We start from the raw sequence: 24036 nt of genomic DNA on the forward strand, positions 1-24036 counted from the left end.
CCGTGCGCGACCGTGCGGGTGCGACGGTCACATCCGAGAGTGAGTGAGGAGTTTTCATGGAGCCGTTCGGTGCGCGCCTGGCGCGGGCGATGGATGAGCGCGGTCCGCTGTGCGTCGGGATCGACCCGCACAGCTCGTTGCTGAAGGCGTGGGGCCTGCCCGACGACGCCGACGGGGTGGCGACGTTCTGCCGGATCACGGTCGACGCGCTGGCCGGCCGGGTCGCGGTCGTCAAGCCGCAGTCGGCCTTTTTCGAGCGATTCGGGTCCCGCGGGGTGGAGATTCTTGAGTCAACTATCCGACAGTTTAGGCAGGCCGGAACCCTTGTGCTCCTCGACGTGAAGCGGGGCGACATCGGTTCGACGGCCGCCGCGTACGCCGACGCGTATCTGAACCCATCGAGGCCCATGTATGTCGACGCGATCACCGCGAGCCCGTTTCTCGGTCTCGGATCGCTCGCGCCGATGTTCGACATGGCGGCTGAGCACGGCGGGGGCGTCTTCGTTCTGGCTCTCACGTCCAACCCGGAGGGTCCGGCCGTGCAGCACGCTCGGGGTATCGACGGCCGTACCGTCGCGCAGACGATCATCGACGAGATTTCCCAGCTCAACAAGGGTGCGGAGCCGCTCGGCAGCCTCGGACTCGTGGTCGGCGCGACCATCGGCGAAACCGGTCACGACCTCTCCCAGGTGAACGGCCCGTTCCTCGTTCCGGGCCTCGGCGCGCAGGGCGGAACGGCCGACGATCTTCGCCGGATCTTCGCCGGGAACCTCGGCGCGGTGCTGCCGTCGTCGTCACGCGAGGTGCTCGGCGCGGGCCCCGACGTGGCCGCGCTGCGGGCTGCGGCATCTCGGACTCTCGATGCCTGCCGCGACGCATTGGGACGTCCGGGCCGGTCGTGACCTTTCCGTGATCATGCGCGGTGACGTTGCCGAAAACGCCGTCGACCGCTAGGTTTCCCCGCGCTGGGCTGATCTGCTCGCGTGGCCCACCAGTCACGCGGGTTTTCACCAGCAACGGGTGCCGAAGGTTAGCCGCCGAGTCCGGTGGGGAACCCGACGCACCACACGCCGGCGATCCCGCCGGCGTGACCAAGAGGACCTGAGGAGAACTGGTGCCGCTCCCGTCACTGACCCCAGAGCAGCGCGCTGCCGCGCTGGAGAAGGCCGCGGAGGTCCGCAAGGCTCGGGCTGAGCTCAAGGAGCAGCTCAAGCAGGGCAAGACCACCCTGGCCGCCGTCCTTGACCGTGCCGAGGGCGACGATGTCGTCGGCAAGCTCAAGGTTTCGGCCGTGCTGCAGGCGCTCCCCGGCATCGGCAAGATCCGGGCCACGCAGATCATGGAGAAGCTGAAGATCGCCGACTCCCGCCGCCTGCGCGGGCTGGGCGACCAGCAGCGCAAGGCGCTGCTGGCCGAGTTCGCGGCCTGAGCCGACGAACCTCGTCAGCGGAAAGACCCCGGAACAACGCGTGTCCCGGCGCGCCGCCGCTCCTGGCGGCGCGCCACGGTGCTCGCCACGTTCCGCGCCGCGGGCGGACGCCCCGTCCGCGGTGACCGGGCAGCGGTGTGCCGAGGCTCCACCGCATGCCCACCGCAACGGCCTGCCACTTCGGCGTGAGTGACACTCACACCATCGGGTGAGCGGGACGTTGCGCAGATCGTCGCCCGGCGGCGCTGTCGAAACGGCAGCGCCGCTGGTTCGTTTATGCGGGCAGGAAGGCCCCATCCGGGCCGGAACCCCCTGTTAAGACTTGGTGACGTACTGCTCAAACAGGGGCCCGGCTCCCACCTCCGCTCCGCGATTGGGTAGAACTTGAGAATGGAAGACGACGTACCGCTCGCCGCCAGAGCGGCCGCGCCCGCCCGCCTTACCGTGCTCTCCGGTCCCTCAGGTGTCGGCAAGGACGCCGTCATCGAGGTCATCCGCAAGCGTTCACCCTGGGTATGGCTGTCCGTCTCGGTCACCACCCGCAAGAAGCGCGACTACGAGATCGACGGCAAGCACTACACGTTCGTCAACCGCACCGAGTTCGAGCGCCTGGCCGACACCGGCATGCTGCTGGAGTGGGCCGAGTTCGCCGGCAACCTCTACGGCACGCCGCGCGCCGCGGTCGAGGGCCGGATCGCCGCCGGCATCCCGGCCCTGCTGAAGATCGACCTGCAGGGCGCCCGCCAGGTCCGCGAGACCTGGCCGGACGCCCAGCTCGTGTTCCTCGCCCCGCCCAGCCGCGAGGAGCTGCGCCGCCGGCTCATCGGCCGGGGCACCGAGAGCCCGGAGACCATCCGCCGCCGCCTGGCCCACGCCGACGAGGAACTGGCCGCGGAGTCCGAGTTCGACGTGACTGTCGTGAACGACTACCTCGAGCGCGCCGCGGACGAGTTGGTAGGATTGCTCGGTTCGCCGGCGCTCGCTGCCGCACGCCCGCGCGTTTAGCGCCCGGCACACTCTCTGAGACAAGGACTGGAACGTGGCTGGAACCGTCGCCCAACCCGAAGGCATCACCAACCCGCCCATCGACGAGCTGCTCGACAAGACCTCGTCGAAGTACTCGCTGGTGATCTTCGCGGCCAAGCGTGCCCGGCAGATCAACGCCTACTACAGCCAGCTCGGCGAGGGCCTGCTGGAGTACGTCGGCCCGCTGGTGGAGACCACCCCGCAGGAGAAGGCCCTGTCCATCTCCATGCGGGAGATCAACGCCGGGCTGCTCACCGCCGAACCGACCAACGAGGCCTGAGCCTCCCGACATGGCTCGCGTCGTCCTGGGTGTAGGCGGCGGCATCGCCGCCTACAAGGCCTGCGAGCTGCTGCGCCTGCTCACCGAGTCCGGACACGCGGTGCGCGTGGTGCCCACCGCCTCCGCGCTGCGCTTCGTCGGCGCGCCGACCTGGGAGGCGCTGTCCGGTCAGCCGGCCGCCACCGAGGTCTGGTCGGACGTGCCGCAGGTGCCGCACGTCAAGCTCGGGCAGAGCGCCGACCTGGTGCTCGTCGTGCCCGCGACGGCCGACCTGCTGGCCAAGGCCGCCCACGGCATGGCCGACGACCTGCTCACCAACACGCTGCTCACCGCGCGCTGCCCGGTCGTGTTCGCCCCGGCCATGCACACCGAGATGTGGGAGCACCCGGCCACCGCCGACAACGTCGCGACGCTGCGCCGCCGCGGCGCGCTGGTCATCGAGCCCGCCGTCGGCCGGCTCACCGGCAAGGACACCGGCAGGGGCCGGCTGCCCGACCCGGAGCAGATCTTCGAGGTGGCGCTGCGGGTGCTGGCCCGCGGCGTCGCGCCGCAGGCCGACCTGGCCGGCCGCCACGTCGTGGTCACCGCCGGCGGCACCCGCGAGCCGCTGGACCCGGTGCGTTTCCTGGGCAACCGCTCCTCGGGCAAGCAGGGGTACGCCTTCGCGCGCACCGCGATCGCCCGGGGCGCCCGGGTGACGCTCGTCGCCGCCAACGTGTCGCTGCCCACACCCGCCGGAGCGGACCTGGTCCGGGTCGGCACCACGGCCGAGCTGCGCGACGCGGTGATCGGCGCGGCCAAGGAGGCCGACGCCGTGGTCATGGCCGCCGCCCCGGCCGACTTCCGGCCGGTCGCGTACGCCGACCAGAAGATCAAGAAGACCGCCGGCGGCGAGGCCCCGGTCATCGAGCTGACCACGAATCCGGACATCGCGGCCGAACTCGGCGCGAGCAAGCGCCCCGGCCAGGTGCTGGTGGCGTTCGCCGCGGAGACCCACGACGCGCTGGAGCACGCCCGCGGCAAGCTGGTGCGCAAGCGCGCCGACCTGATCGTGGTCAACGAGGTCGGCCCGGACAAGGTCTTCGGGGCCGACCACAACGAGGCGGTCGTGCTCGGCGCGGACGGCTCGCGGCGCGATCTGCCCGCCCGCAGCAAGGACGATCTCGCCGACGCGGTCTGGGATCAGGTCGTCGCGCTGCTGTGACCGCCGTCCCGTCCTGCGGACTCTCGGGCAGGGCTTGCGCCCTCGCGGCGTTGTAGGGAACTAGACTTTCGCCAGGACGCCGATGGCCTTACGGTCCATCCATCGTCATCAAGCGCTGTATTGGAGAAATCGAGTGGCACGTCGCCTGTTCACCTCGGAGTCGGTCACCGAGGGTCACCCGGACAAGATCGCTGACCAGATCAGCGACGGCATCCTGGACGCGCTGCTCGCCCGGGACCCGCGCAGCCGCGTCGCCGTGGAGACGCTGATCACCACCGGCCAGGTGCACGTCGCCGGCGAGGTGACCACCCAGGCGTACGCCGACATCCCGACCATCGTGCGCGACACGATCCTCGGCATCGGGTACGACTCCTCCAAGAAGGGCTTCGACGGCGCGTCCTGCGGCGTGAGCGTGTCGATCGGCTCGCAGTCGCCCGACATCGCGCAGGGCGTCGACAGCGCCCTGGAGCAGCGCTCCGGCGAGGGCGCCGACAGCCTCGACGCGCAGGGCGCGGGCGACCAGGGCATGATGTTCGGCTTCGCCTGCTCGGAGACGCCCGAGCTGATGCCGCTGCCGATCGCGCTGGCGCACCGGCTGGCCCGCCGCCTCACCGCGGCCCGCAAGGACGGCGCGATCCCTTACCTGCGCCCCGACGGCAAGACCCAGGTCACCATCGAGTACGACGGCTTCAAGCCGGTCCGGCTCAACACCGTCGTGGTGTCCTCGCAGCACGCGCCGGACATCTCGCTGGAGTCGCTGCTCACGCCCGACGTGCGCGAGCACGTCATCGCGCCCGAGCTGGACGGCCTCGGCCTGGACACCGAGGGCTACCGGCTGCTGGTCAACCCGACCGGCCGCTTCGAGATCGGCGGCCCGATGGGTGACGCCGGCCTCACCGGCCGCAAGATCATCGTCGACACGTACGGCGGCTACGCCCGCCACGGCGGCGGCGCGTTCTCCGGCAAGGACCCGTCGAAGGTCGACCGCTCGGCGGCGTACGCGATGCGCTGGGTGGCCAAGAACGTCGTCGCGGCCGGGCTGGCCGAGCGCTGCGAGGTCCAGGTGGCGTACGCCATCGGCAAGGCCAAGCCGGTGAGCCTGTTCGTGGAGACCTTCGGCACCGAGACGGTGTCGGTGGAGCGCATCGAGCGGGCGATCGGCGAGGTCTTCGACCTGCGTCCGGCCGCGATCATCCGGGACCTGGACCTGCTGCGCCCGATCTACCAGCAGACCGCCGCGTACGGCCACTTCGGCCGCGAGCTGCCGGACCTGACCTGGGAGCGCACCGACCGCGTCGCCGACCTCAAGTCCGCCGTCAGCTGACCCACCCGCACCCGCACCACGGGGCGCGTCCCGCCCCCGCCTGTCCTTTCATCGACGTTGGCCTATCACATCGAATCCGAGCCGCGGATTTTCGACGTGATAGGCCAACGTCTATTTCGGGCGGGGTGCGGGGCGGAGCGGTGTTCGGCGGCCGGTGGGCCGCGGTGCGGGAGGCCGGTGGGGGAGTCAGGGGTGTCTGCTAAGACTTCCTGGTGACCCCGCGCGTGAAACGTGATCGTGAGCCGGCCGAGCGCCTGCCCGTGGCACGGGTCTGCGTGGACGTGCCCCTGCCGCACCTGGACCGGACGTTCGACTACCGCGTGCCCGCCGACCTCGACGTCACGGCGTGGCCGGGCACCCGGGTGAAGGTGCGCTTCAGCGGCCAGCTCGTCGACGGCTGGCTGCTCGACCGCGTCGAGGACACCTCGCACGAGGGGCGGCTGTCCTGGCTGGAGAAGGTCGTCTCGGCCGAGCCGGTCCTCGACCCGCAGGTGCTGCGCGCCGCCCGCGAGGTCGCCGACCGGTACGCGGGCAGCCTCGCCGACGTGCTGCGCCTGGCCGTGCCGCCCCGGCAGGCGAAGGTCGAGGCCGAACCGGTCCAGCCCGCCCCGGAAGGCCGGGTCCCGGAGCCGCCGCACGAGGGCTGGCGGCGCTACCCGGCGGGGGAGGCGTTCCTGCGGGCACTGGGCGAGGGGCGCGCGCCGCGGGCGGTGTGGTCGGCGCTGCCGGGCGAGCAGTGGCCGGACCGGATCGCCGAGGCCGTCGCCGCGACGCTGCACGCGGGCCGGGGCGCGGTGGTCGTGGTGGCCGACGCCCGCGATCTGGAGCGCCTGGACACGGCGCTGTCCGCGCTGCTGGGGCCGGACCGGCACGTGGCCCTGGCCGCGGCGCTCGGGCCCACCGAACGCTATCGGCGCTTCCTGAAGGCCCGGCGTGGCCAGGTCGCCGCGGTGGCCGGCACCCGGGCGACCGCGTTCGCCCCCGTGGCTGACCTGGGCCTGGTGGTGATCTGGGACGACGGCGACGACCTGCACGCCGAGCCGCGCTCGCCGTACCCGCACGCGCGGCAGGTGCTGCTGACCCGGGCGCGGCAGCAGGACGCGGCGGTGCTGGTGGGCGGGTTCGCGCGGACCGCCGAGGCGCAGCTGCTGCTGGCCACCGGCTGGGCGAAGGAGATCGCCGCCAACCGTGACCAGTTGCGGCGGTACGCGCCGGTGGTGCAGCCGGCCGACGACAACCAGCTCGCCCGGGACCCGGCCGCCGCGTCGGCCCGGCTGCCCAGCGCCGCCTGGCTGGCGGCCCGCGACGCTCTGGCGGCCGGTGCGCCGGTGCTGGTGCAGGTGCCGCGGCGGGGGTACGTGCCGGCGGTGTCCTGCCAGGAGTGCCGGGAGCGGGCCCGCTGCGCCCATTGCGCCGGTCCGCTGGCGCTGGGCAGCGCCAACGCGGTCGCCACGTGCCGCTGGTGTGCCCGGCCGGCCGCGGGGTGGACCTGCCCGGCGTGTGGCGGGCGGCGGCTGCGGGCCGCGGTGACGGGCGTGCGGCGGACCGCCGAGGAGCTGGGCCGGGCGCTGCCCGGCGTGCCCGTGCGCACCTCGGGTCGGGAGGCGGTGCTGACCTCGGTGCCCGCGGAGGCGGCCCTGGTGCTGGCGACGCCGGGCGCGGAGCCGGTGGCCGAGGGCGGTTACGGGGCGGTGCTGCTGCTGGACGCCTGGGCGCTGCTGACCCGGGCCGACCTGCGGGCCACCGAGGAGGCGGCCCGGCGCTGGTTCAACGCGGCCGCGCTGGCCCGGCCGGGTGGCCGGGGCGGCAAGGTCGTCGTGGTGGCCGACAGCGGCCTGGCCACGGTGCAGGCGCTGGTGCGCTGGGACCCGGCCTGGCTGGCCGAGCGCGAGCTGGGGGAGCGCCGCGAGCTGGGTTTCCCGCCCGCGGCCCGGATGGCCACGCTGACCGGCCAGGCGGACGCGGTCAACGAGCTGATCGACCTGGCCAGGCTGCCCGACGGCGTGCAGGTGCTGGGCCCGCTGCCGGTCGGCGACGACGAGGAACGGATGCTGCTGCGCACCGGCCGCGCCGGTGGCCTGGCCCTGGCCAAGGCCCTGCACGACGCCGCCGGCATACGCAGCCTCCGCAAAGCCGCCCATCCCGTCCGCGTCCAGCTCGACCCGCACGAGCTCTGACCGCGGCCGGCCGGGGGCGCGGGCATCCGTGCGATCCGCGTGAGGTGTGATGTGCGGCGTCGATAAGTGGACAAACGCCTCGCCGCACGACCGATCGTGCAGGCGGGCACGGGACACTCCGTAGACTGATCAGCACTGCCCTTCGTACTCGAGGAGACGACCCCTGTGACCGTCCAGCCCATCCGACTCTTCGGGGATCCGGTGCTGCGCACCGCCGCCGACGAGGTGGTCACGTTCGACAAGGAACTGCGCGGCCTCGTGCGCGACCTGACCGAGACCATGCGCGACGCCGGAGGCGTGGGACTGGCCGCGCCGCAGATCGGCGTCGGGCTGCGGGTGTTCAGCTTCGACGTGGACGACGTCGTCGGGCACCTGATCAACCCGGTGCTGCACTTCCCCGACGAGGAGGAGATGGACGGCGACGAGGGCTGCCTGTCCGTGCCGGGGCTGTACTACGACACCAAGCGCCGCAAGAACGTCATCGCCAAGGGCTTCAACGAGTCCGGCGACGCCCTGCAGATCGTCGGCACCGGCCTGATGTCGCGCTGCATCCAGCACGAGACCGACCACCTCGACGGCGTCATCTTCATCGACCGCCTCGACACGGCGTCGCGTAAGACCGCGCTGCGCGACATCCGCCGCGCCGACTGGTACGACCCGGCCAAGACCATCGTCAAGGTGTCCCCGCACGCCGCGCCGAGCCCGTTCGGTCTGGGGAGGTAGCCCGTGCGCCTGGTCTTCGCCGGCACGCCCGAGGTGGCGCTGCCCTCCCTGGACGCCATCGAGAAGTCCGGCCACGAGCTGCTGGCCGTGGTCACCCGCCCCGACGCGCCCTCGGGCCGCGGGCGGCGGATGGTGCGCTCGCACGCGGCCGCCTGGGCCGACGAGCGCGGCATCGAGGTGCTCACCCCGGCCCGGCCCCGTGAGCCCGAGTTCCTGGACCGGCTGCGCGAGCTGGCTCCCGACTGCGTGCCGGTCGTGGCGTACGGCGCGCTGGTGCCCCCGGTGGCGCTGGAGATCCCCGTGCACGGCTGGGTGAACCTGCACTTCTCGCTGCTGCCCGCGTGGCGTGGCGCGGCCCCGGTGCAGCACTCGGTCTGGCACGGCGACGAGTTCACCGGCGCGTCGGTGTTCCAGCTGGAGGCGGGCCTGGACACCGGGCCGGTGTTCGGCACGCTGACCGAGACGATCCGTCCCCGCGACACGTCCGGCGACCTGCTGGAGCGCCTCGCCGTGGACGGCGCGGGGCTGCTGGTGACGGTGCTCGACGCGATCGGCGCGGGTGCGGCGCGGGCCGTGGCGCAGCCGGCCGACGGCATCACTTTGGCTCCGAAGATCACCGTCGAGGACGCCGAGGTGCGCTGGGACGAGCCCGCGTTCGCGGTGGACCGGCGGGTGCGTGCCACCACGCCGGGCCCCGGCGCGTGGACGACGTTCCGGGGCGAGCGGGTCAAGCTCGGCCCGGTGCTGCCGGTGGCCGACGGCCCCGCGCTCAAGCCCGGCGACCTGCTGGTGGAGAAGCGCCGGGTGCTGGTCGGCACCGCCACCGGTCCGGTGGAGCTGGGCGAGGTACGTGCCGCGGGCAAGAAGCCCATGTCGGCGGTGGACTGGGCCCGCGGGGTCCGTGTCGAGGGTGAGGACAGCTTCTCGTGACATCGTTCCGCGGGGGCAGCAGCTCCGGTGCGGCCAAGCCGCGCCAGCACGACCGCGACGCCCGGGGCGGGCGCGGGCCACGGGCGGGGCGGCCCGCCCACGACCCGTCCCGGATGACGGCGTACCAGGCGCTGCTGGCGGTGCACCGCGACGACGCGTACGCGAACCTGGTGCTGCCGGGGCTGCTGCGCGAGGCGGGGCTGTTCGGCCGGGACGCGGCGTTCGCGACCGAGCTGACCTACGGCACGCTGCGCGCCCGGGGCACCCTCGATAAGATCATCGCCGTGGCGGCGGACCGCGACATCTCGCGCATCGACCCGCCGGCCCGCGACGCGCTGCGCCTGGGGGCGTACCAGGTGCTGCACACCCGGGTGCCCTCGCACGCCGCCGTCGCCTCCACGGTCGACCTGGTGCACTCGGTCGCGCCCGGCGCGGCCGGCTTCGCCAACGCGGTCATGCGCCGCATCGCCGAGCGCGACCTGGACACCTGGCTGGCCCAGGTGGCGCCGTCCGAGCAGGACGACCCGGTCGGCCACCTCGCGGTCACCGGCAACCATCCGGAATGGATCGTGCGGGCGTTCCGGGAGGCGCTCGGCGGCGACCTCGCCGAGACCGCGCAGCTGCTCAGCGCCGACAACGACCGGCCCGAGGTGCACCTGTGCGCGCGGCCCGGCCGCGCCGACGCGGTCGAGCTGGCAGACGCCGTCGGCGGGCAGCCCGGCGCGTTCTCCCCGTACGCGGTCTACCTCGGCGGCGGCTCGCCCGGCGAGCTGGTCGAGATCAAGACCGGCCGGGCGCACGTGCAGGACGAGGGCAGCCAGCTGGTCGCGAACGCGCTGATCGAGGCCCCGCTGGAGGGCTCCGACGAGCGCTGGCTGGACCTGTGCGCGGGCCCCGGCGGCAAGGCGGGCCTGCTGGCCGCGCTGGCCGCCCAGCGCGGCGCGCACCTGACCGCGGTCGAGGTGACCGAGCACCGGGCGAACATGGTCGCCAACGCGGTGCGCGGCCTGCCCGCCACGGTGGTCTGCACCGACGGGCGCAGCGTCGGCTCCGACCGGGACCTGCCCGAGGGCGGCTTCGACCGGGTGCTCGTCGACGCGCCGTGCACCGGTCTGGGCTCGCTGCGGCGGCGGCCGGAGTCGCGCTGGCGGCGGCAGCCGTCGGACCTGCCGCCGCTGACCAAGCTGCAGCGCGAGCTGATCGCCGCGGCGCTGCGGGCGGTGCGCCCCGGCGGCCTGGTCGCGTACGTGACCTGCTCCCCGCACCTGGTGGAGACGCAGGTCAGCGTGACCGAGGCGGTTCGCCGCTCCGGAATGGACGTCGAGTTCGTCGACGCTCGGCAGTCGCTGCCCGCCGGTATGCCCGGCCTGGGCGACGGGCCGACCGTGCAGCTGTGGCCGCACCGCCACGGCACCGACGCCATGTTCCTGGCCCTGCTGCGCCGCAGGTCCTGACCTGGTGTCCGAGGCCTGTGTCGCGCAGGCCGCAGCGCCCCGCCGCCGCAACGGCCGAACGCCTGAGAAGCCCCTCCCGTCGTGTGACGGCGGGAGGGGGACGCGGCGAGCGAATCCCGCTTCACGCTCCGTAAGCTGATCGTGTGACGCCCGACATCATCATCGCCCCCAGCATCCTCGCCGCGGACTTCGCGAATCTCGCCGCGGAGGCGCGAGCGGTCGAGGGCGCGGCGGACTGGTTGCACGTCGACGTGATGGACAACCATTTCGTGCCGAACCTGACCATCGGCCCGCCCGTGGTGGAGAGCCTGCGCCGGGCCACCGGCATCCCCTTCGACTGCCATCTGATGATCGAGGACCCGAAGCGCTGGGCGCCGGCGTACGCGCAGCTCGGGGCGTACAACGTGACGTTCCACGCGGAGGCCTGCGACGACCCGGTGGCGCTGGCCAAGGATCTGCGCGCGGCCGGCACCCTGGCCGGGCTGGCGGTGGACCGGGACACCCCGATCGAGCCGTACCTGGAACTGCTGCCGCACTTCGACACGATCCTGGTGATGACCATCAAGGCGGGCTTCGGCGGCCAGGCTTTCATGCCCGAGCTGCTGGACAAGGTGCGGGCCGCGCGACGTCACGCCAAGGCCGGCCACCTGGACATCCGCATCGAGGTCGACGGCGGCATCGCCGCGGACACCATCGAGGCGGCGGCGCTGGCGGGCGCGGACGCGTTCGTCGCCGGAACCGCGGTGTACGGAGCCGACGATCCTGCCGAAGCCTGTCGTAAACTGCGTGCTCTGGCGCAGGCGGCCGTCGCCCGTCAGACCACATCGGACAGTGGGGGCACGACAGTTTGACCACCGAGCCGCAGGCAGCCGGCCAGGCCGAGGTGATCCTGGTCGTCGACGACGACCCCGACATCGTGCGCGTGGTCGAGGTCAACCTGCGCCTGCACGGGTTCGACGTGATGACCGCGCACAGCGGCCCGGAGGCGCTTGCCCTGCTCGAAGACCGCCGTCCCGACCTGGCCCTGGTCGACCTGATGATGCCGGAGATGGACGGGCTGGAGCTGACCCGGCGGCTGCGCGCCGACCCGATGGTCACCGCGCTGCCCATCATCGTGCTCACCGCCAAGGCGCTGACCTCCGACAAGGTGGCGGGCCTGGCCGCGGGCGCGGACGACTACATCGTCAAGCCGTTCGACACCTCGGAGCTGATCGCCCGGGTGCGCGCCACGCTGCGCCGCAACCAGGAGGCGCGGGAGGTCTCGCCGCTGACCGGGCTGGCCGGCAACACCCGCATCCTGCGGGAGATCGCCGACCGGCTGAAGGCGGGCGACGACTACGCGGTCTGCTACGTCGACATCGACCGGTTCAAGAGCGTCAACGACGTGTACGGCTTCGGCCGCGGTGACCAGTTCATCAGCGCGCTGGCCCGGTCGATGCGGCGGGCCACGGTGTCGGTGGGCCTGCCCCCGGCGTTCCTGGGCCACGTCGGCGGCGACGACTTCGTGGTGGTCTGCCACCCCTCCCAGGTGCAGGAGATCACCAGCTACGCCATCTACGACTTCCAGCGGGCCGCCGACGCCCTTTACGACCCCGTCGACTCGGCGCGCGGCTACCTGGAGGTGGTCGACCGGCGCGGCAAGGTCTTCGAGGTCAATCTCGTCACACTGTCGATCGGGGTGGCCGTGTCGACCAGCCGGGTGTTCCGCCACCCGGGCGAGGTGGTCGCCGTCGCCTCGGAGATGAAGGCCGCGGCCAAGAAGCACTACGGCAACTGGGTGGCTCTTGACCAGCGCTCCGAGCGCCCGGCGGAGCCGTCGGACCCGCAGGACCCGGCCGGGCCCCTGCCCCGGCGGCGGCCCCCGGCGGACCCGTCGCCCGCGCTGCCCCAGCAGCGCGTCACAGAGAGCGACACCGCCGCCGAAACCGGCCCGCACGCGTGACACACTGGCGTGCCGGTCAGGCACACGTCGCCTGCTGGAGCAGCCGTTCGGCGCCGTCCGCAGCGAGGCGGGGGGCCCAGGTCGGTCACGGCTGCAGGCGAGCACGACATCTGCAGGGAGGTACGAGCGGATGGGGCAGCTACCCACGGTGAGCCCGGCCGAGGACAAGGCCATGGCGCGGGCGATCGAGCTGGCGGCGCGCGGACTGGGCACCACCAGCCCGAACCCGGTCGTCGGCTGCGTGCTGCTGGACTCCGCCGGCCACGTCGTCGGCGAGGGCTTCCACGCGTACGCGGGCGGACCGCACGCCGAGATCGTGGCCCTGGCCCAGGCGGGCGAGAAGGCGCGCGGCGGCACCGCCGTGGTGACCCTGGAGCCGTGCAACCACACCGGCCGCACCGGCCCGTGCGTGCAGGCGCTGATCCGCGCGGGCGTGTCCCGCGTCGTGATCGCTGTGGACGACCCCAACCCCCTGGCCGCGGGTGGCGAGCAGACCCTGCGCGACGCCGGCGTCGAGGTGCTGACCGGGGTGCGCACCGCCGAGGCCGAGGAGGGCAACATCGCCTGGCTGACCTCGGTGCGCCGGGGGCGGCCGTACGTGATCTGGAAGACCGCCGCCACGCTCGACGGGCGCTCCGCGGCCGCCGACGGCACCAGCATGTGGATCACCTCCGAGGCGGCCCGCATGGACGTGCACCGGCTGCGCGGCACCGTCGACGCGATCATGGTCGGGGTCGGCACGGTGCTCGCCGACGACCCTCGCCTGACCACCCGTGACCTGCGTACCGGCAGCCTGGCCATCCGGCAGCCGCTGCGCGTGGTGATCGACTCGCACGGGCGTACGCCCGCCGGCGCCCGGGTGCGCGACGGCGCCGCGCCGACGCTGATCGCCACCACCGCGCTGCTCGGCGGCGACGCCGAGGGCCGGGTGGACCTGCGCGCGGTGCTCAGTGAATTGCACCACCGCGGCATCCGCAGCGTGCTGCTCGAAGGCGGCCCCCGGCTGGCCGGCGCGTTCCTGGCCGCGGGGCTCGTCGACCTGATCGTTTCGTACGTCGCGCCGAAGTTGCTCGGCGACGGCCCGGCCGCGCTCGTCGGCGCGGGGGTGACAACCATCACGGACGCCATCGACCTCGAGGTGCTAGATGTTGACCGTGTCGGGCCCGATCTGCGCCTGACCGCCCGCCCGCGCGTGAGCGCGGACAGCGGCACTTTGTGACACGGCCGGACGCCAGTCGCCGGCACGCGAGGAGGAACGAGTGTTCACCGGCATCGTGGAAGAGCTCGGCGAGGTGGTGAGCCTGGCCTGGGAGGGCGACGGGGCCACGGTCACCGTACGCGGCCCGCTGGTCGTGTCCGACGCCAAGCACGGGGACTCGATCGCGGTCAACGGCGTATGCCTGACCGTCATCTCCACCTCGGGCGACACCTTCGAGACCGAGGTCATGAAGGAGACGTTCGACCGCAGCTCGCTCGGTTCCATCGCCCCCGGCGAGCGGGTGAACCTGGAGCGCGCGGTCACCGCGGCGACCCGCCTGGGCGGGCACATCGTGCAGGGCCACGTGGACGGCGTGGGCACGATCGCCTCGAAGAACCCCGGCGGCGGCTGGGAAGATGTCCGGATCCTGCTCCCGGAGGGCATGTCGCGGTACATCGTGGAGAAGGGGTCGATCACCGTTGACGGGATCTCGCTGACCGTGGTCGCGGTCGACGACGAGTCCTTCACGGTGAGCCTGATCCCGACCACGCTGGAGCTCACCACGCTCGGCCGCAAGCAGCCCGGCGCGCTGGTGAACCTGGAAGTCGATGTCATCGCCAAGTACGTCGAGAAGCTGGTCGCAGCGCAGCGGGGAGCGAAGTGAACATCATGAGTGAGCGAAGCGAACGAATCGGGCAGCTCAGCCTGGTCAAGGCTCAGGTCGCCGGCGAGCGCAGCGAGGTGGCGGCATGAGCCTCAACACCATCGAAGACGCCATTGCGGCGATCAAGGCCGGTAAGCCGGTCATCGTGGTCGACGACGAGGACCGCGAGAACGAGGGCGACCTGATCTTCGCCGCCGAGCTGGCGACGCCGGAGCTGGTCGCGTTCACCGTGCGCTACACCTCGGGCTACATCTGCGTGGCGATCACCGAGGAGGAGGCCGACCGCCTCGAACTGCCGCCGATGTACTACACCAACCAGGACCGCCGCGGCACCGCGTACTGCGTGACCGTCGACGCCCGCGAGGGCGTGTCGACCGGCATCTCCGCCGCCGACCGCGCCCGCACCCTGCGCCTGCTCGGCGAGGCCGCCACCAAGCCCACCGACCTGGCCCGGCCCGGCCACGTGGTGCCGCTGCGCGCCAAGACCGGCGGCGTGCTGCGCCGCCCCGGGCACACCGAGTCCGGCGTCGACCTCGCCCAGCTCGCCGGCCTGCACCCGGCCGCCGCGATGTGCGAGATGGTCAACGACGACGGCACCATGATGCGCCTGCCCGACCTGCAGCGCTTCGCGGCCGAGCACGAGCTGGTGCTGGTCAGCATCGCCGACCTGATCGCCTACCGCCGCCGCACCGAGCAGCTGGTCAGCCGGGTCGTGGAGGCCCGCCTGCCCACCGAGTACGGCGACTTCACCGCCGTCGGCTACCACGCCACGCACGACAACGCCGAGCACGTGGCGCTGGTGTACGGCGAGCTCGGCGACGGCCAGGACGTGCTGGTCCGGGTGCACTCGGAGTGCCTGACCGGCGACGTGTTCGGCTCGGTGCGCTGCGACTGCGGCCCGCAGCTGCAGGCGGCGCTGCGCAAGGTGGCCGAGGAGGGCCGCGGCGTGGTGCTCTACGTGCGCGGGCACGAGGGGCGCGGCATCGGCCTGCTGCACAAGCTGCAGGCCTACCAGCTGCAGGACGCCGGCCGGGACACCGTCGACGCGAACCTGGACCTGGGCCTGCCCGCCGACGCCCGCGACTACGGCACCGGCGCGCAGATCCTCTACGACCTGGGCGTGCGCACGATGCGCCTGCTCACCAACAACCCGGCCAAGCGCGCCGGGCTGGACGGGTACGGGCTGAAGGTGACCGGCCGCGAGTCGCTGCCGATCCGGCCGCACCCGGAGAACCTGCGCTACCTGCGTACCAAGCGCGACCGGATGGGCCACGAGCTTGACCTGTCCGAGCTGGACGACCTGGAAGGGCTGAGCTGATGGCCGGTCACGGCGCCCCCGAACTCTCGACCGTGGACGCGACCGGGCTCAGCCTCGGCATCGTGGCCACCCGCTGGCACGCCGACCTGGTGGAGCAGATGCTCGACCGGGCGCAGGCCGCGGCCAAGGCGTGCGGCGTGGCCGACGTGCAGGTCGCGCACGTCGCGGGCTCGGTCGAGCTGCCCGTGGTCGCGCAGGCCCTGGCCCGCCGGCACGACGCGGTGGTGGCCCTCGGCGTGGTGATCCGCGGCGAGACCGCCCACTTCGAGTACGTCAGCTCCTCGGTCACCGAGGGCCTGACCCGCATCGCCCTCGACGAGTCCACCCCCGTCGCCCACGGCGTGCTGACGGTGGACACGGTGGAGCAGGCCCGCGACCGCGCCGGCCTGCCCGAGTCCAGCGAGGACAAGGGCTGGGGCGCGGTCGTCGCCGCCCTCGACGCCGCCGTCACCCTCCGCCACCTCACCCGCTGACCCCAAAGCAAGGAAGGGCACCTTCTTAACGGACGTCCGTGTAGAAGGTGCCCTTCCTTGCTTTCGCCTTAACGGTGGGTGGTGAAGGTGGCGGGGGAGTCGTACACCTGAGGTATGTCTGCGCTGAGGTTCCGCGTGCTGTCGTCGGTGGCGCTCGTCGCGCTGACCGCGGCGTGCACCCCCACCACACCCTCACCGGACCCCACGGGGTCAGCGGCGCCGTCGGCCTCGGCCGCGCCGGGCACCACCGCACCCTCGCCCAGCGCGCCGACCTCCACCGAGGAACCGGCCCCGCCCGCGGACACCAGCGGCGCGCTGGCCGTGTACTACCTGGCCAACGACCGGGGTGAGCCGAAGCTGGTCCGCGAGTTCCACCGCCTGGCCACCGGCGACGGCTCGGCCGCGGCGAAGGTGAAGGCCGCGGTCGCCGAGATGCTCGACGGCCGCACCGCGTACGACCCGGACTACTCCAGCATGTGGCCGGCCAGTGCGAAGGTGCGCGGGGCGAGCGTCAGCGGCGACACGGTCACCGTCGACCTGTCCGGGGCGCGCGTCAACGGCGACGCCGGCTCGTTCGCCGCCCACCAGGCGGTGCAGCAGCTCGTCTGGACCGTCACCGCGGTCAGCGGCAAGCCGAAGGTGCGCATCCACCTCGACGGCAAACCCGTCGACGAGCTGTGGGGCCACGTGGGCACCAAGGACCCGCTGCGCCGGGCCCCGGCCGCGACGACGCTGCTGCCGGTGTGGCTGATCGACCCGCAGGAGGGCGCGACCGTGCCCAAGGACTTCACCCTGCACGTCGCGGGCATGGTCTTCGAGGCCACCATGAACTACGAGATCCGCCGGGGCAGCACCGTGGTGCGCGAGGGCTTCATCACCCTCGACGCGGGCGGCCCGGCCCAGGGCGAGGCGAAGCTGCGCGTCTCCCTGCCCACCGGCACGTACGTCATCGAGGTCTTCGACATCTCCGAGAACGACGGCGCGAAGATGTTCGTCGACAACCACACGGTCACCGTGAAGTGATCCGCAGGGACCGCGCCGCCCGCGCGGCGCGGTCCGTTCAGTCCACGGTCAGCACGATCTTGCCGATGGTGTGGCCGGTCTCGCCCAGCTCGTGCGCCTTGGCGGCCTCGGCGAGCGGGAACGTCGCCACCACGAGTGGGCGCAGCCGGCCCGCCTCGACCAGTGCCGCGATCTGCTCCAGCGTGGCGTGGTCGGGCTCGACGAGCATGCCGGTGCCGCGTACGCCCAGGGCCTGCGCCTTGCGCGCCGTCTCCGCGGCGCTGCCCGCGTTCAGGATGCCGACCAGGATCCCGCCGGGGCGCAGGGTGCGCAGCGAGCGGTCCTCGTACTCGCCGCCGACGGTGTCCAGCACCGCGTCGACGTCGGTGGCGACCTGCTCGAAGTCGACCGCGGTGTAGTCGATCGGCTCGTCGACGCCCAGCTCGCGCAGCAGGTCGTGCTTGTCGGCGCGGGCGGTGCCGAAGACGTGCGCGCCCCGGGACTTGGCCAGCTGCACGGCCAGGTGGCCGACCCCGCCCGCGGCGGCGTGCACCAGCACCCGCTGGCCCGCGGCCACCCGGGCCGTGTCGATCAGGGCCTGCCAGGCGGTGAGCCCGGCCAGCGGCAGCGCCGCGGCGTGCACGTGGTCCAGGCCGGGCGGCTTGCGGGCCAGCTGCCGCGACGGGGACGTGACGTACTGCGCGTAGGCGCTCGCGGCGTGCGGGAAACGCGGCATGCCGAACACCTCGTCGCCCACCGCGAACCGGGTCACCCCGGCCCCGAGCTCCACGACCTCGCCGGAGACGTCCCAGCCGACCGTGAACGGCGGGTCGCCGAAGACGCCGCCGCGGCGGCGCACCTTCCAGTCCACCGGGTTCACCCCGGCGGCCCGCACCCGCACCAGGACCTCCGTCGGGCCGGGGGAGGGGCGGTCCACCTCGGCCAGCCGGAGCACCTCCGGCCCGCCCAGGCTGTCCTGGCGTACGGCGAGCATGCGTTCGGTCATCCCTCCATGATCCTCGTTCGGCGGCCGTCCCAGCATGTGCCGCGCGGGCCGGGCGCTGCGGGCGCCGGGGCCGGGATCGGGCAGAATGACCGGCGTGAAGACGTTCGAGGAGCTGTTCGAGGAGCTGCAGGCCAAGGTGGCCGCGGGTGACCCGGCCTCCGGCACCGTCAAGGCGGTCACCGCCGGGGTGCACGCGGTCGGCAAGAAGGTGGTCGAGGAAGCGGCGGAGTCCTGGATGGCCGCCGAGCATGAGGGTTCCGAGCGGGCCGCCGAAGAGATCTCCCAGCTTCTCTACCAGACCCAGGTCCTGATGCTCGCCGCCAACCTCACCCTCAAGGACGTCTACCGACATCTGTGATCCCGCCCGTGTCTTTTCCGGGTTGATCATGAACTTGTGGCACGGCTCGACGGTGTGTCGCCGCCACAACTTCATGATCAACTAGCTTTGATCACAGAGACGAGTCGAGAGAGATGCTTCGCATTGCCGTGCCCAACAAGGGCACTCTGTCCAAACCTGCCTCCGACATGCTGCGCGAGGCGGGATACCGCCAGCGGGGCGACGACCGCGACCTGGTGTGCGTGGACGCCGACAACGGAGTGGAGTTCTTCTACCTGCGGCCGCGGGACATCGCGGTGTACGTCGGCTCCGGCGACCTCGATCTGGGGATCACCGGGCAGGATCTGCTGGTCGACTCCGGGGCGCCGGTGAGCGAGCTGCTGCCGCTGGGGTTCGCGCCGGCCACGTTCCGGTTCGCCGCGCCGCCGGAGACGGTGCGGGACGTGCCCGACCTGGCCGGGCGGCGGGTCGCCACCGCCTACCCGGGGGTGGTCGAGCGGTACCTCGCCGAGCACGAGATCAAGGCCGACGTCGTCAAGCTCGACGGGGCGGTGGAGAACGCGGTGCGCCTCGGCGTGGCCGACGTGATCGCCGACGTCGTCGCCACCGGCGGCACGCTGCGCCAGGCCGGCCTCGTCCCGGTCGGCGAGCCGATCCTGGTGTCGGAGGCCGTGCTGGTCGGCCGGCCCGAGGGGGAGCGCAACGGCGCGGTCAGCCAGCTGCTGCGCCGGCTGCAGGGCGTGCTGGTGGCCCGGCGGTACGTGATGCTCGCCTACGACGTGCGCGCCGACCGGCTGGAGGGCGCGGTGGCGCTGACCCCGGGCATCGAGTCGCCGACGGTGTCGCCGCTGCACCGCGAGGGCTGGGTCGCCGTGCAGGCGATGGTCCAGCGCACCGAGGTGCACCGGATCATGGACGAGCTGTACGACCTGGGCGCCCGCGCCATCCTGGTCACCGACATCCACGCCTGCCGCCTCTGACCGGCGGTGACCGGGCCGCGGGGCGCACCCCCACGCCCGGGCCACCTGACCCACCACGTCCCAACCGGGTGGACGGCTGCCCTGCGGCATCGACGTTGGCCTATCACATCGACTCCGATCGCGGAGAAATCGATGAGATAGGCCAACGTCGATGGCAAACCGTGGCGGTGGGAGCCGTCGGATGAGCGCGTGGCAGACTCGGCGGGGTGAGCAGCGAGGGACAGCGTGTCAGTTTCCGGCCCCAGCGCACCCGGAAGGTCTGCATCGTCGCCGCGGTCGCGGTGCTGGTGCTCTTCACCTTCATCGGCACCGCGCTGACCGAGGTCGGCGAGGGCGTGTTCCGCACGGGCGACCAGTACGCCATGATCGGCCTCGGTGTGGTCTTCGCGCTGGCCATCATGGCCGTGGCCCGGCCGCGGGTCGACGCGGACGCCGACGGCGTGCGGGTCCGCAACATCATCGGCGGGTACGAGCTGCCGTGGGGCGCCGTGCGGGCGGTCAACATCGAGCGCAACCAGCCCTGGATGAGCCTGGAGCTGGAGAACGACGACACCGTCTCGGTGCTCGCCGTGCAGGCGGTGGACCGGGCGTACGCCCTGCAGGCGGTGCAGTCGCTGCGCGCGCTGCGGGCCGCCGCCCGCGCCGAGGAGCCCGCGCCGGCCGTGAGCTGAGCCATACCCTGCCCGTCCCGGGGGCGCAATCCCGGGTTGTGGTAATCTTTGCGAGTCGACCTTTCCGGTTGTCTGTGATCATGCCCAGCGCGTGATCCGGCACTCCGGAGGCAAGCGGAGCGCCTGCTCCCACCCGTTCGCCACCGAGCGATTCGGGTCCGGTCACCTGATGAAGGACGTTTCCTGTCCTGATCTCAGGTCGTGCACTTGGCGTGCACCCAGACCGGTCGAGCGGGCCCAGGCTGTCGCCTGGGCCTTCTGCTTTCGGTCAGACGCCAAGCGCATCGCCGCGAATCCGGCGGTGCGGAACACGATTGAGGGAGGCCACATCAGCGTCGAGCCACGCATCAACGATCAGATCAGGGCACGTGAGGTCCGACTGGTCGGCCCCGAGGGCGAGCAGGTGGGCATCGTCCCGCTGGAGCGCGCCCTGCAGCTGGCCGCCGATGTCGATCTGGATCTGGTCGAGGTTGCGCCCATGGCACGCCCGCCGGTCTGCAAGCTCATGGACTTCGGCAAGTTCAAGTACGAGAGCGCGCTCAAGGCCAGGGAAGCCCGGCGTAACCAGCAGCAGACGGTCATCAAGGAGATGAAGCTCCGGCCGAAGATCGACTCGCACGACTACGAGACCAAGAAGGGTCACGTCGTGCGGTTCCTGAAGGCCGGGGACAAAGTCAAGGTGACGATCATGTTCCGCGGTCGCGAGCAGAGCCGCCCGGAGCTGGGCTTCCGCCTCCTGCGCAAGCTGGAGGAAGAGGTCGCGGAGGTCGGTTTCGTCGAGTCGTCGGCGAAGCAGGACGGGCGAAACATGATCATGGTGCTCGCGCCGCACCGCAGTGCCAAGATCGCCGCCCGCAAGGGCGACGAGGGCGGCCCGGCGGAGGCCGAGGAGGCTGTCGCCGAGCCCTCGGCGCAGGCCTGACGACGCTCGATGGGCACCTGCCGCACAGCCCCCGCTGTGCGGCGAGATTCTGCAACAGGGGAGAACTTCCTATGCCGAAGATGAAGAAGCACAGTGGCATGGCCAAGCGGGTCAAGGTGACCGGCTCTGGCAAGATCATGCGCGAGCAGACCGGTCTGCGCCACCGCCTGGAGGTCAAGTCCTCCAAGGAGACCCGGAGCCTGAGCGGCACGGTCCCGGTGGCCAAGGCCGACGAGAAGCGCATCAAGAAGATGCTCGGCCGCTGACGCGCGCCTTTTAGCCAAGAACTTTTAAAGGAGAAGCTGATATGGCACGCGTCAAGCGGGCGGTCAACGCCCAGAAGAAGCGCCGTACCCTGCTCGAGGCCGCCAGCGGTTACCGCGGCCAGCGCTCCCGCCTGTACCGCAAGGCGAAGGAGCAGATCCTCCACTCGATGCAGTACGCCTACCGCGACCGCAAGGACCGCAAGGGCGACTTCCGGCAGCTGTGGATCACCCGCATCAACGCGGGCGCTCGTGCCAACGGCATGACGTACAACCGCCTCATCCAGGGCCTCAAGCTCGCGGGTGTCGAGGTGGACCGCAAGATCCTGGCCGACCTGGCCGTCAACGACGAGGCCGCGTTCGCCGGCATCGTCGCGGTGGCCAAGAAGGCCGTCGCCGAGGCTCAGGCCGCCTGAGCCCGTCGGTGACGCAGCACTTCCAGCGACCCGGGGACCCGCTGTTCACGCAGCGGACTCCCCGGGTCGTTGCCGCTGTCAAGCTGCACCGCCGCCGCGACCGCGAGAAGGCCGGCCGCTTCCTGGCCGAGGGCCCGCAGGCGGTGCGGGAGGCCCTCGAAGCCGGCGCGGTGCGCGAGATCTTCGTGACCGAGGACGGCCGCGCCCGCCACCGCACGCTGCTGCGCGGCGCGACCTTCTCCGTGGTGACCGACGAGGCCATGCAGTCGCTGGCCGACACGGTCACCCCGCAGGGCGTCATCGCCGTCTGCGACCTGCTCGACGTGCCCCTCGAAGCGGCTTTGGCCCGCGCGCCGCGGCTGGTCGCGGTGGCCGTCGAGATCCGCGACCCCGGCAACGCCGGCACGGTGCTGCGCACCGCCGACGCCGCGGGCGCCACCGCCGTGATCTTCGCCGGCGACGCCGTGGACCCCTTCAACCCCAAGTGTGTACGCGCCTCCGCCGGCAGCCTGTTCCACCTCGACGTGGTACGCGCCCCCGACGCCGCCGCGACCCTGGCCGCCCTGCGCGAAGCGGGCCTGCGCACCCTGGCCACCTCCGGCTACGGCGCGACCGACCTCGACGACCTCGCCGACGACGGCTCCCTCGCGCAGCCGACCGCGTGGCTGTTCGGCTCCGAGGCGCACGGCCTGCCCGACGAGCTGCGCGACGCCGCCGACGCCGCGGTCCGCGTCCCCATCCACGGCCGCGCCGAGAGCCTCAACCTCGCGGCGGCAGCCGCGGTCTGCCTCTACGCCTCCGCCCGCGCCCAACGCCGCCTCACCGAGCCCCGCCCCGCATAGCCGGCCCGACCCCGCCACCCCCCACCCGGCCGGCCGGCCCCGCCCGTCATCGACGTTGGCCTATCACGGCGACTTTTCGCGTGCCGGATTCGATGTGATAGGCCAACGTCGATCAAAAGCGGGCGGCGGGGAACGGGAGCGCGGAGGGAGCGCGCCGCGGGGTATGCTCCGGGGCGAGACGATGTCCGAGAGGGAGCCGACGATGAAGCGCCGTTCCTTTAGCCAGCCCGCCGGTGGCGGGCGGCGGAACTGACTGCGCTCAGCTCTTCCTCTCAGGTCGCACCGGTGGGCGGCGGCGAAGCCGCGCGTGCCCGTCCTGGCCCTACGCCTAGACTGTTCCGGTTGCCGATCTGGAGTTCTGATGACATACCGTCACGATCCGTACGACCCCAAGCAGGCCGCGATGCTCGATCCGGCCGCCCTCGACGACGCCGTCACCGCGGCGGACAAGGCGTTCGCGGACGCCGGTGACCTCGACGCGCTGGCCGTGCAGAAGGCCGCGCACCTGGGCGACCGCTCGGCCGTGTCGCTGGCCCGCCGCGAGATCGGCGCGCTGCCGCCCGCCGCGAAGTCCGACGCGGGCAAGCGCGTCAACGAGGCCCGCACCGCGATCCAGGCCGCATACGACGCGCGCCACGTGATCCTGGAGGCCGAGCAGGCCCAGCGGGTGCTGGAGACCGAGGCCGTCGACGTCACGCTGCCCTGGGACCGCCGCCCCCGCGGTGCCCGCCACCCGCTGACCACGCTGATGGAGCGGGTCGGCGACCTGTTCATCGGCATGGGCTACGAGATCGCCGAGGGGCCCGAGGTCGAGCTGGAGTGGGCGAACTTCGACGCCCTGAACATCTCGCCCGACCACCCGGCCCGCGGCCTGATGGACACCTTCTGGGTGAAGGCCGCCGAGTCGGCGACCGGCGCGACCGAGTCCGGCCTGGTGCTGCGTACGCACACCTCGCCGGTGCAGGCCCGGACCATGCTCACCCGGCAGCCCCCGATCTACGTGGTGGTGCCGGGCAAGGTGTACCGCACCGACGAGCTCGACGCGACCCACTCGCCGGTCTTCCACCAGGTCGAGGGCCTGGTCGTGGACAAGGGCATCACCATGGCGCACCTGAAGGGCACGCTGGACCACTTCGCCCGCGCGATGTTCGGCCCGGACGCGCGCACCCGCTGGCGGCCGCACTACTTCCCGTTCACCGAGCCGTCGGCGGAGTTCGACGTGTGGTTCGCCGAGCACCGCGACGGCCCGCGCTGGGTCGAGTGGGGCGGCTGCGGCATGGTGAACCCGAACGTGCTGCGGGCCTGCGGCATCGACCCGGAGGTGTACTCCGGGTTCGCGTTCGGCATGGGCATCGAGCGGACCCTGATGTTCCGCAACGGCCTGAGCGACATGCGGGAAATGATCGAAGGCGATGTGCGGTTCACCCGCGCGTTCGGCATGGAGGTGCACTGACC

At 72.5% G+C, this 24036-nt stretch carries 25 protein-coding genes and 1 pseudogene; 25 read left to right on the plus strand and 1 reads right to left on the minus strand.

Going from position 1 to position 24036, the window contains the following annotated elements; translation table 11 throughout:
* The first annotated feature begins 56 nt into the window (after positions 1-56).
* From pyrF to Cco03nite_RS07140, 17 genes and pseudogenes are all read left to right on the plus strand, one after another.
* Entirely contained in the window at positions 57-902 is an 846-nt protein-coding gene (pyrF, locus tag Cco03nite_RS07060; RefSeq protein ID WP_203689985.1) for an orotidine-5'-phosphate decarboxylase, read from the plus strand.
* Between the two features lie 212 nt (positions 903-1114).
* Positions 1115-1429: an integration host factor, actinobacterial type gene (gene mihF, locus Cco03nite_RS07065; protein ID WP_120320109.1), complete on the plus strand. Its 315-nt coding sequence runs from the start codon at positions 1115-1117 to the stop codon at positions 1427-1429.
* A 390-nt stretch (positions 1430-1819) separates the two neighbouring features.
* Positions 1820-2434, plus strand: coding sequence for a guanylate kinase (gmk, locus tag Cco03nite_RS07070; RefSeq protein ID WP_203689988.1), 615 nt, complete (start codon positions 1820-1822; stop codon positions 2432-2434).
* A gap of 34 nt (positions 2435-2468) precedes the next feature.
* Positions 2469-2735 carry a DNA-directed RNA polymerase subunit omega gene (gene rpoZ, locus Cco03nite_RS07075; RefSeq protein WP_203689990.1) on the plus strand — a complete coding sequence of 89 codons (267 nt, stop codon included), beginning with the start codon at positions 2469-2471 and terminating at the stop codon, positions 2733-2735.
* Positions 2736-2745: 10 nt separating this feature from the next.
* A complete protein-coding gene (gene coaBC / locus Cco03nite_RS07080) occupies positions 2746-3939 on the plus strand; it encodes a bifunctional phosphopantothenoylcysteine decarboxylase/phosphopantothenate--cysteine ligase CoaBC (RefSeq protein ID WP_203689999.1) in 1194 nt (397 codons plus the stop codon).
* A gap of 133 nt (positions 3940-4072) precedes the next feature.
* Entirely contained in the window at positions 4073-5263 is a 1191-nt protein-coding gene (metK, locus tag Cco03nite_RS07085) for a methionine adenosyltransferase (protein ID WP_155370367.1), read from the plus strand.
* Between the two features lie 275 nt (positions 5264-5538).
* Positions 5539-7440 (plus strand): primosomal protein N', encoded by a 1902-nt coding sequence (locus Cco03nite_RS07090; protein ID WP_203690105.1) that lies wholly within the window; start codon positions 5539-5541, stop codon positions 7438-7440.
* Between the two features lie 165 nt (positions 7441-7605).
* Complete coding sequence (def, locus tag Cco03nite_RS07095) at positions 7606-8163, plus strand: peptide deformylase (protein WP_203690001.1); 558 nt, start codon at positions 7606-7608, stop codon at positions 8161-8163.
* A gap of 3 nt (positions 8164-8166) precedes the next feature.
* The gene (fmt, locus tag Cco03nite_RS07100; RefSeq protein ID WP_203690003.1) at positions 8167-9093 is read left to right on the plus strand and encodes a methionyl-tRNA formyltransferase; all 927 of its coding nucleotides are present in this window, start codon (positions 8167-8169) and stop codon (positions 9091-9093) included.
* Positions 9090-10547, plus strand: a complete 1458-nt coding sequence (locus tag Cco03nite_RS07105; RefSeq protein WP_203690005.1) for an RsmB/NOP family class I SAM-dependent RNA methyltransferase — start codon at positions 9090-9092, stop codon at positions 10545-10547. Before fmt ends, Cco03nite_RS07105 begins: the two co-directional genes overlap by 4 nt.
* Positions 10548-10690: 143 nt before the next feature.
* Positions 10691-11398, plus strand: a complete 708-nt coding sequence (gene rpe, locus Cco03nite_RS07110; RefSeq protein WP_203690007.1) for a ribulose-phosphate 3-epimerase — start codon at positions 10691-10693, stop codon at positions 11396-11398.
* Positions 11395-12342 (plus strand): annotated as a pseudogene (locus tag Cco03nite_RS07115) (GGDEF domain-containing response regulator); the annotation flags it as partial. The gene rpe and the pseudogene Cco03nite_RS07115, both read left to right, overlap by 4 nt.
* 277 nt (positions 12343-12619) lie before the next feature.
* The gene (gene ribD, locus Cco03nite_RS07120) at positions 12620-13708 is read left to right on the plus strand and encodes a bifunctional diaminohydroxyphosphoribosylaminopyrimidine deaminase/5-amino-6-(5-phosphoribosylamino)uracil reductase RibD (protein ID WP_203690009.1); all 1089 of its coding nucleotides are present in this window, start codon (positions 12620-12622) and stop codon (positions 13706-13708) included.
* Between the two features lie 40 nt (positions 13709-13748).
* On the plus strand, positions 13749-14351 hold the full coding sequence (locus Cco03nite_RS07125) for a riboflavin synthase (RefSeq protein ID WP_203690010.1): 603 nt from the start codon (positions 13749-13751) through the stop codon (positions 14349-14351).
* A gap of 85 nt (positions 14352-14436) precedes the next feature.
* Positions 14437-15669, plus strand: coding sequence for a bifunctional 3,4-dihydroxy-2-butanone-4-phosphate synthase/GTP cyclohydrolase II (locus Cco03nite_RS07130; protein ID WP_203690012.1), 1233 nt, complete (start codon positions 14437-14439; stop codon positions 15667-15669).
* On the plus strand, positions 15669-16142 hold the full coding sequence (gene ribH / locus Cco03nite_RS07135) for a 6,7-dimethyl-8-ribityllumazine synthase (RefSeq protein ID WP_203690014.1): 474 nt from the start codon (positions 15669-15671) through the stop codon (positions 16140-16142). The genes Cco03nite_RS07130 and ribH overlap by 1 nt, the downstream gene beginning before the upstream one ends.
* A gap of 114 nt (positions 16143-16256) precedes the next feature.
* Complete coding sequence (locus Cco03nite_RS07140; RefSeq protein WP_203690022.1) at positions 16257-17165, plus strand: GerMN domain-containing protein; 909 nt, start codon at positions 16257-16259, stop codon at positions 17163-17165.
* Between the two features lie 37 nt (positions 17166-17202).
* On the opposite strand, the gene Cco03nite_RS07145 is transcribed toward Cco03nite_RS07140, so the two are convergent.
* Positions 17203-18150 (minus strand): NADP-dependent oxidoreductase, encoded by a 948-nt coding sequence (locus tag Cco03nite_RS07145; protein ID WP_239167176.1) that lies wholly within the window; start codon positions 18148-18150, stop codon positions 17203-17205.
* Between the two features lie 94 nt (positions 18151-18244).
* On the opposite strand from Cco03nite_RS07145, the gene Cco03nite_RS07150 reads away from it, so the two are divergent.
* From Cco03nite_RS07150 to pheS, 8 genes are all read left to right on the plus strand, one after another.
* Positions 18245-18508, plus strand: coding sequence for a phosphoribosyl-ATP diphosphatase (locus Cco03nite_RS07150; protein ID WP_275412010.1), 264 nt, complete (start codon positions 18245-18247; stop codon positions 18506-18508).
* Between the two features lie 113 nt (positions 18509-18621).
* The gene (gene hisG / locus Cco03nite_RS07155; protein ID WP_203690026.1) at positions 18622-19467 is read left to right on the plus strand and encodes an ATP phosphoribosyltransferase; all 846 of its coding nucleotides are present in this window, start codon (positions 18622-18624) and stop codon (positions 19465-19467) included.
* Positions 19468-19673: 206 nt separating this feature from the next.
* Positions 19674-20138: a PH domain-containing protein gene (locus Cco03nite_RS07160; protein WP_203690027.1), complete on the plus strand. Its 465-nt coding sequence runs from the start codon at positions 19674-19676 to the stop codon at positions 20136-20138.
* 346 nt (positions 20139-20484) lie between these two features.
* Entirely contained in the window at positions 20485-21060 is a 576-nt protein-coding gene (gene infC, locus Cco03nite_RS07165; RefSeq protein ID WP_203690111.1) for a translation initiation factor IF-3, read from the plus strand.
* A 71-nt stretch (positions 21061-21131) separates the two neighbouring features.
* Positions 21132-21326, plus strand: a complete 195-nt coding sequence (rpmI, locus tag Cco03nite_RS07170; RefSeq protein ID WP_120320124.1) for a 50S ribosomal protein L35 — start codon at positions 21132-21134, stop codon at positions 21324-21326.
* 41 nt (positions 21327-21367) lie between these two features.
* Positions 21368-21739 (plus strand): 50S ribosomal protein L20, encoded by a 372-nt coding sequence (rplT, locus tag Cco03nite_RS07175; RefSeq protein ID WP_120320125.1) that lies wholly within the window; start codon positions 21368-21370, stop codon positions 21737-21739.
* A gap of 8 nt (positions 21740-21747) precedes the next feature.
* Positions 21748-22581, plus strand: coding sequence for a TrmH family RNA methyltransferase (locus Cco03nite_RS07180; RefSeq protein ID WP_239167177.1), 834 nt, complete (start codon positions 21748-21750; stop codon positions 22579-22581).
* Positions 22582-22942: 361 nt separating this feature from the next.
* Complete coding sequence (gene pheS, locus Cco03nite_RS07185; RefSeq protein ID WP_203690029.1) at positions 22943-24034, plus strand: phenylalanine--tRNA ligase subunit alpha; 1092 nt, start codon at positions 22943-22945, stop codon at positions 24032-24034.
* Positions 24035-24036: the final 2 nt, after the last annotated feature.

The organism is Catellatospora coxensis, assembly GCF_016862635.1.
GTDB classification, from domain to species: domain Bacteria; phylum Actinomycetota; class Actinomycetes; order Mycobacteriales; family Micromonosporaceae; genus Catellatospora; species Catellatospora coxensis.

Bases quoted from the DNA above. Each gene is read 5' to 3' on its own strand.
- pyrF (WP_203689985.1), top strand. From the start codon at position 57: ATGGAGCCGTTCGGTGCGCGCCTGGCGCGGGCGATGGATGAGCGCGGT.
- gmk (WP_203689988.1), top strand. From the start codon at position 1,820: ATGGAAGACGACGTACCGCTCGCCGCCAGAGCGGCCGCGCCCGCCCGC.
- coaBC (WP_203689999.1), top strand. From the start codon at position 2,746: ATGGCTCGCGTCGTCCTGGGTGTAGGCGGCGGCATCGCCGCCTACAAG.
- ribD (WP_203690009.1), top strand. From the start codon at position 12,620: ATGGGGCAGCTACCCACGGTGAGCCCGGCCGAGGACAAGGCCATGGCG.
- Cco03nite_RS07130 (WP_203690012.1), top strand. From the start codon at position 14,437: ATGAGCCTCAACACCATCGAAGACGCCATTGCGGCGATCAAGGCCGGT.
- ribH (WP_203690014.1), top strand. From the start codon at position 15,669: ATGGCCGGTCACGGCGCCCCCGAACTCTCGACCGTGGACGCGACCGGG.
- Cco03nite_RS07140 (WP_203690022.1), top strand. From the start codon at position 16,257: ATGTCTGCGCTGAGGTTCCGCGTGCTGTCGTCGGTGGCGCTCGTCGCG.
- Cco03nite_RS07145 (WP_239167176.1), bottom strand. From the start codon at position 18,150: ATGACCGAACGCATGCTCGCCGTACGCCAGGACAGCCTGGGCGGGCCG.
- hisG (WP_203690026.1), top strand. From the start codon at position 18,622: ATGCTTCGCATTGCCGTGCCCAACAAGGGCACTCTGTCCAAACCTGCC.
- rpmI (WP_120320124.1), top strand. From the start codon at position 21,132: ATGCCGAAGATGAAGAAGCACAGTGGCATGGCCAAGCGGGTCAAGGTG.
- rplT (WP_120320125.1), top strand. From the start codon at position 21,368: ATGGCACGCGTCAAGCGGGCGGTCAACGCCCAGAAGAAGCGCCGTACC.
- pheS (WP_203690029.1), top strand. From the start codon at position 22,943: ATGACATACCGTCACGATCCGTACGACCCCAAGCAGGCCGCGATGCTC.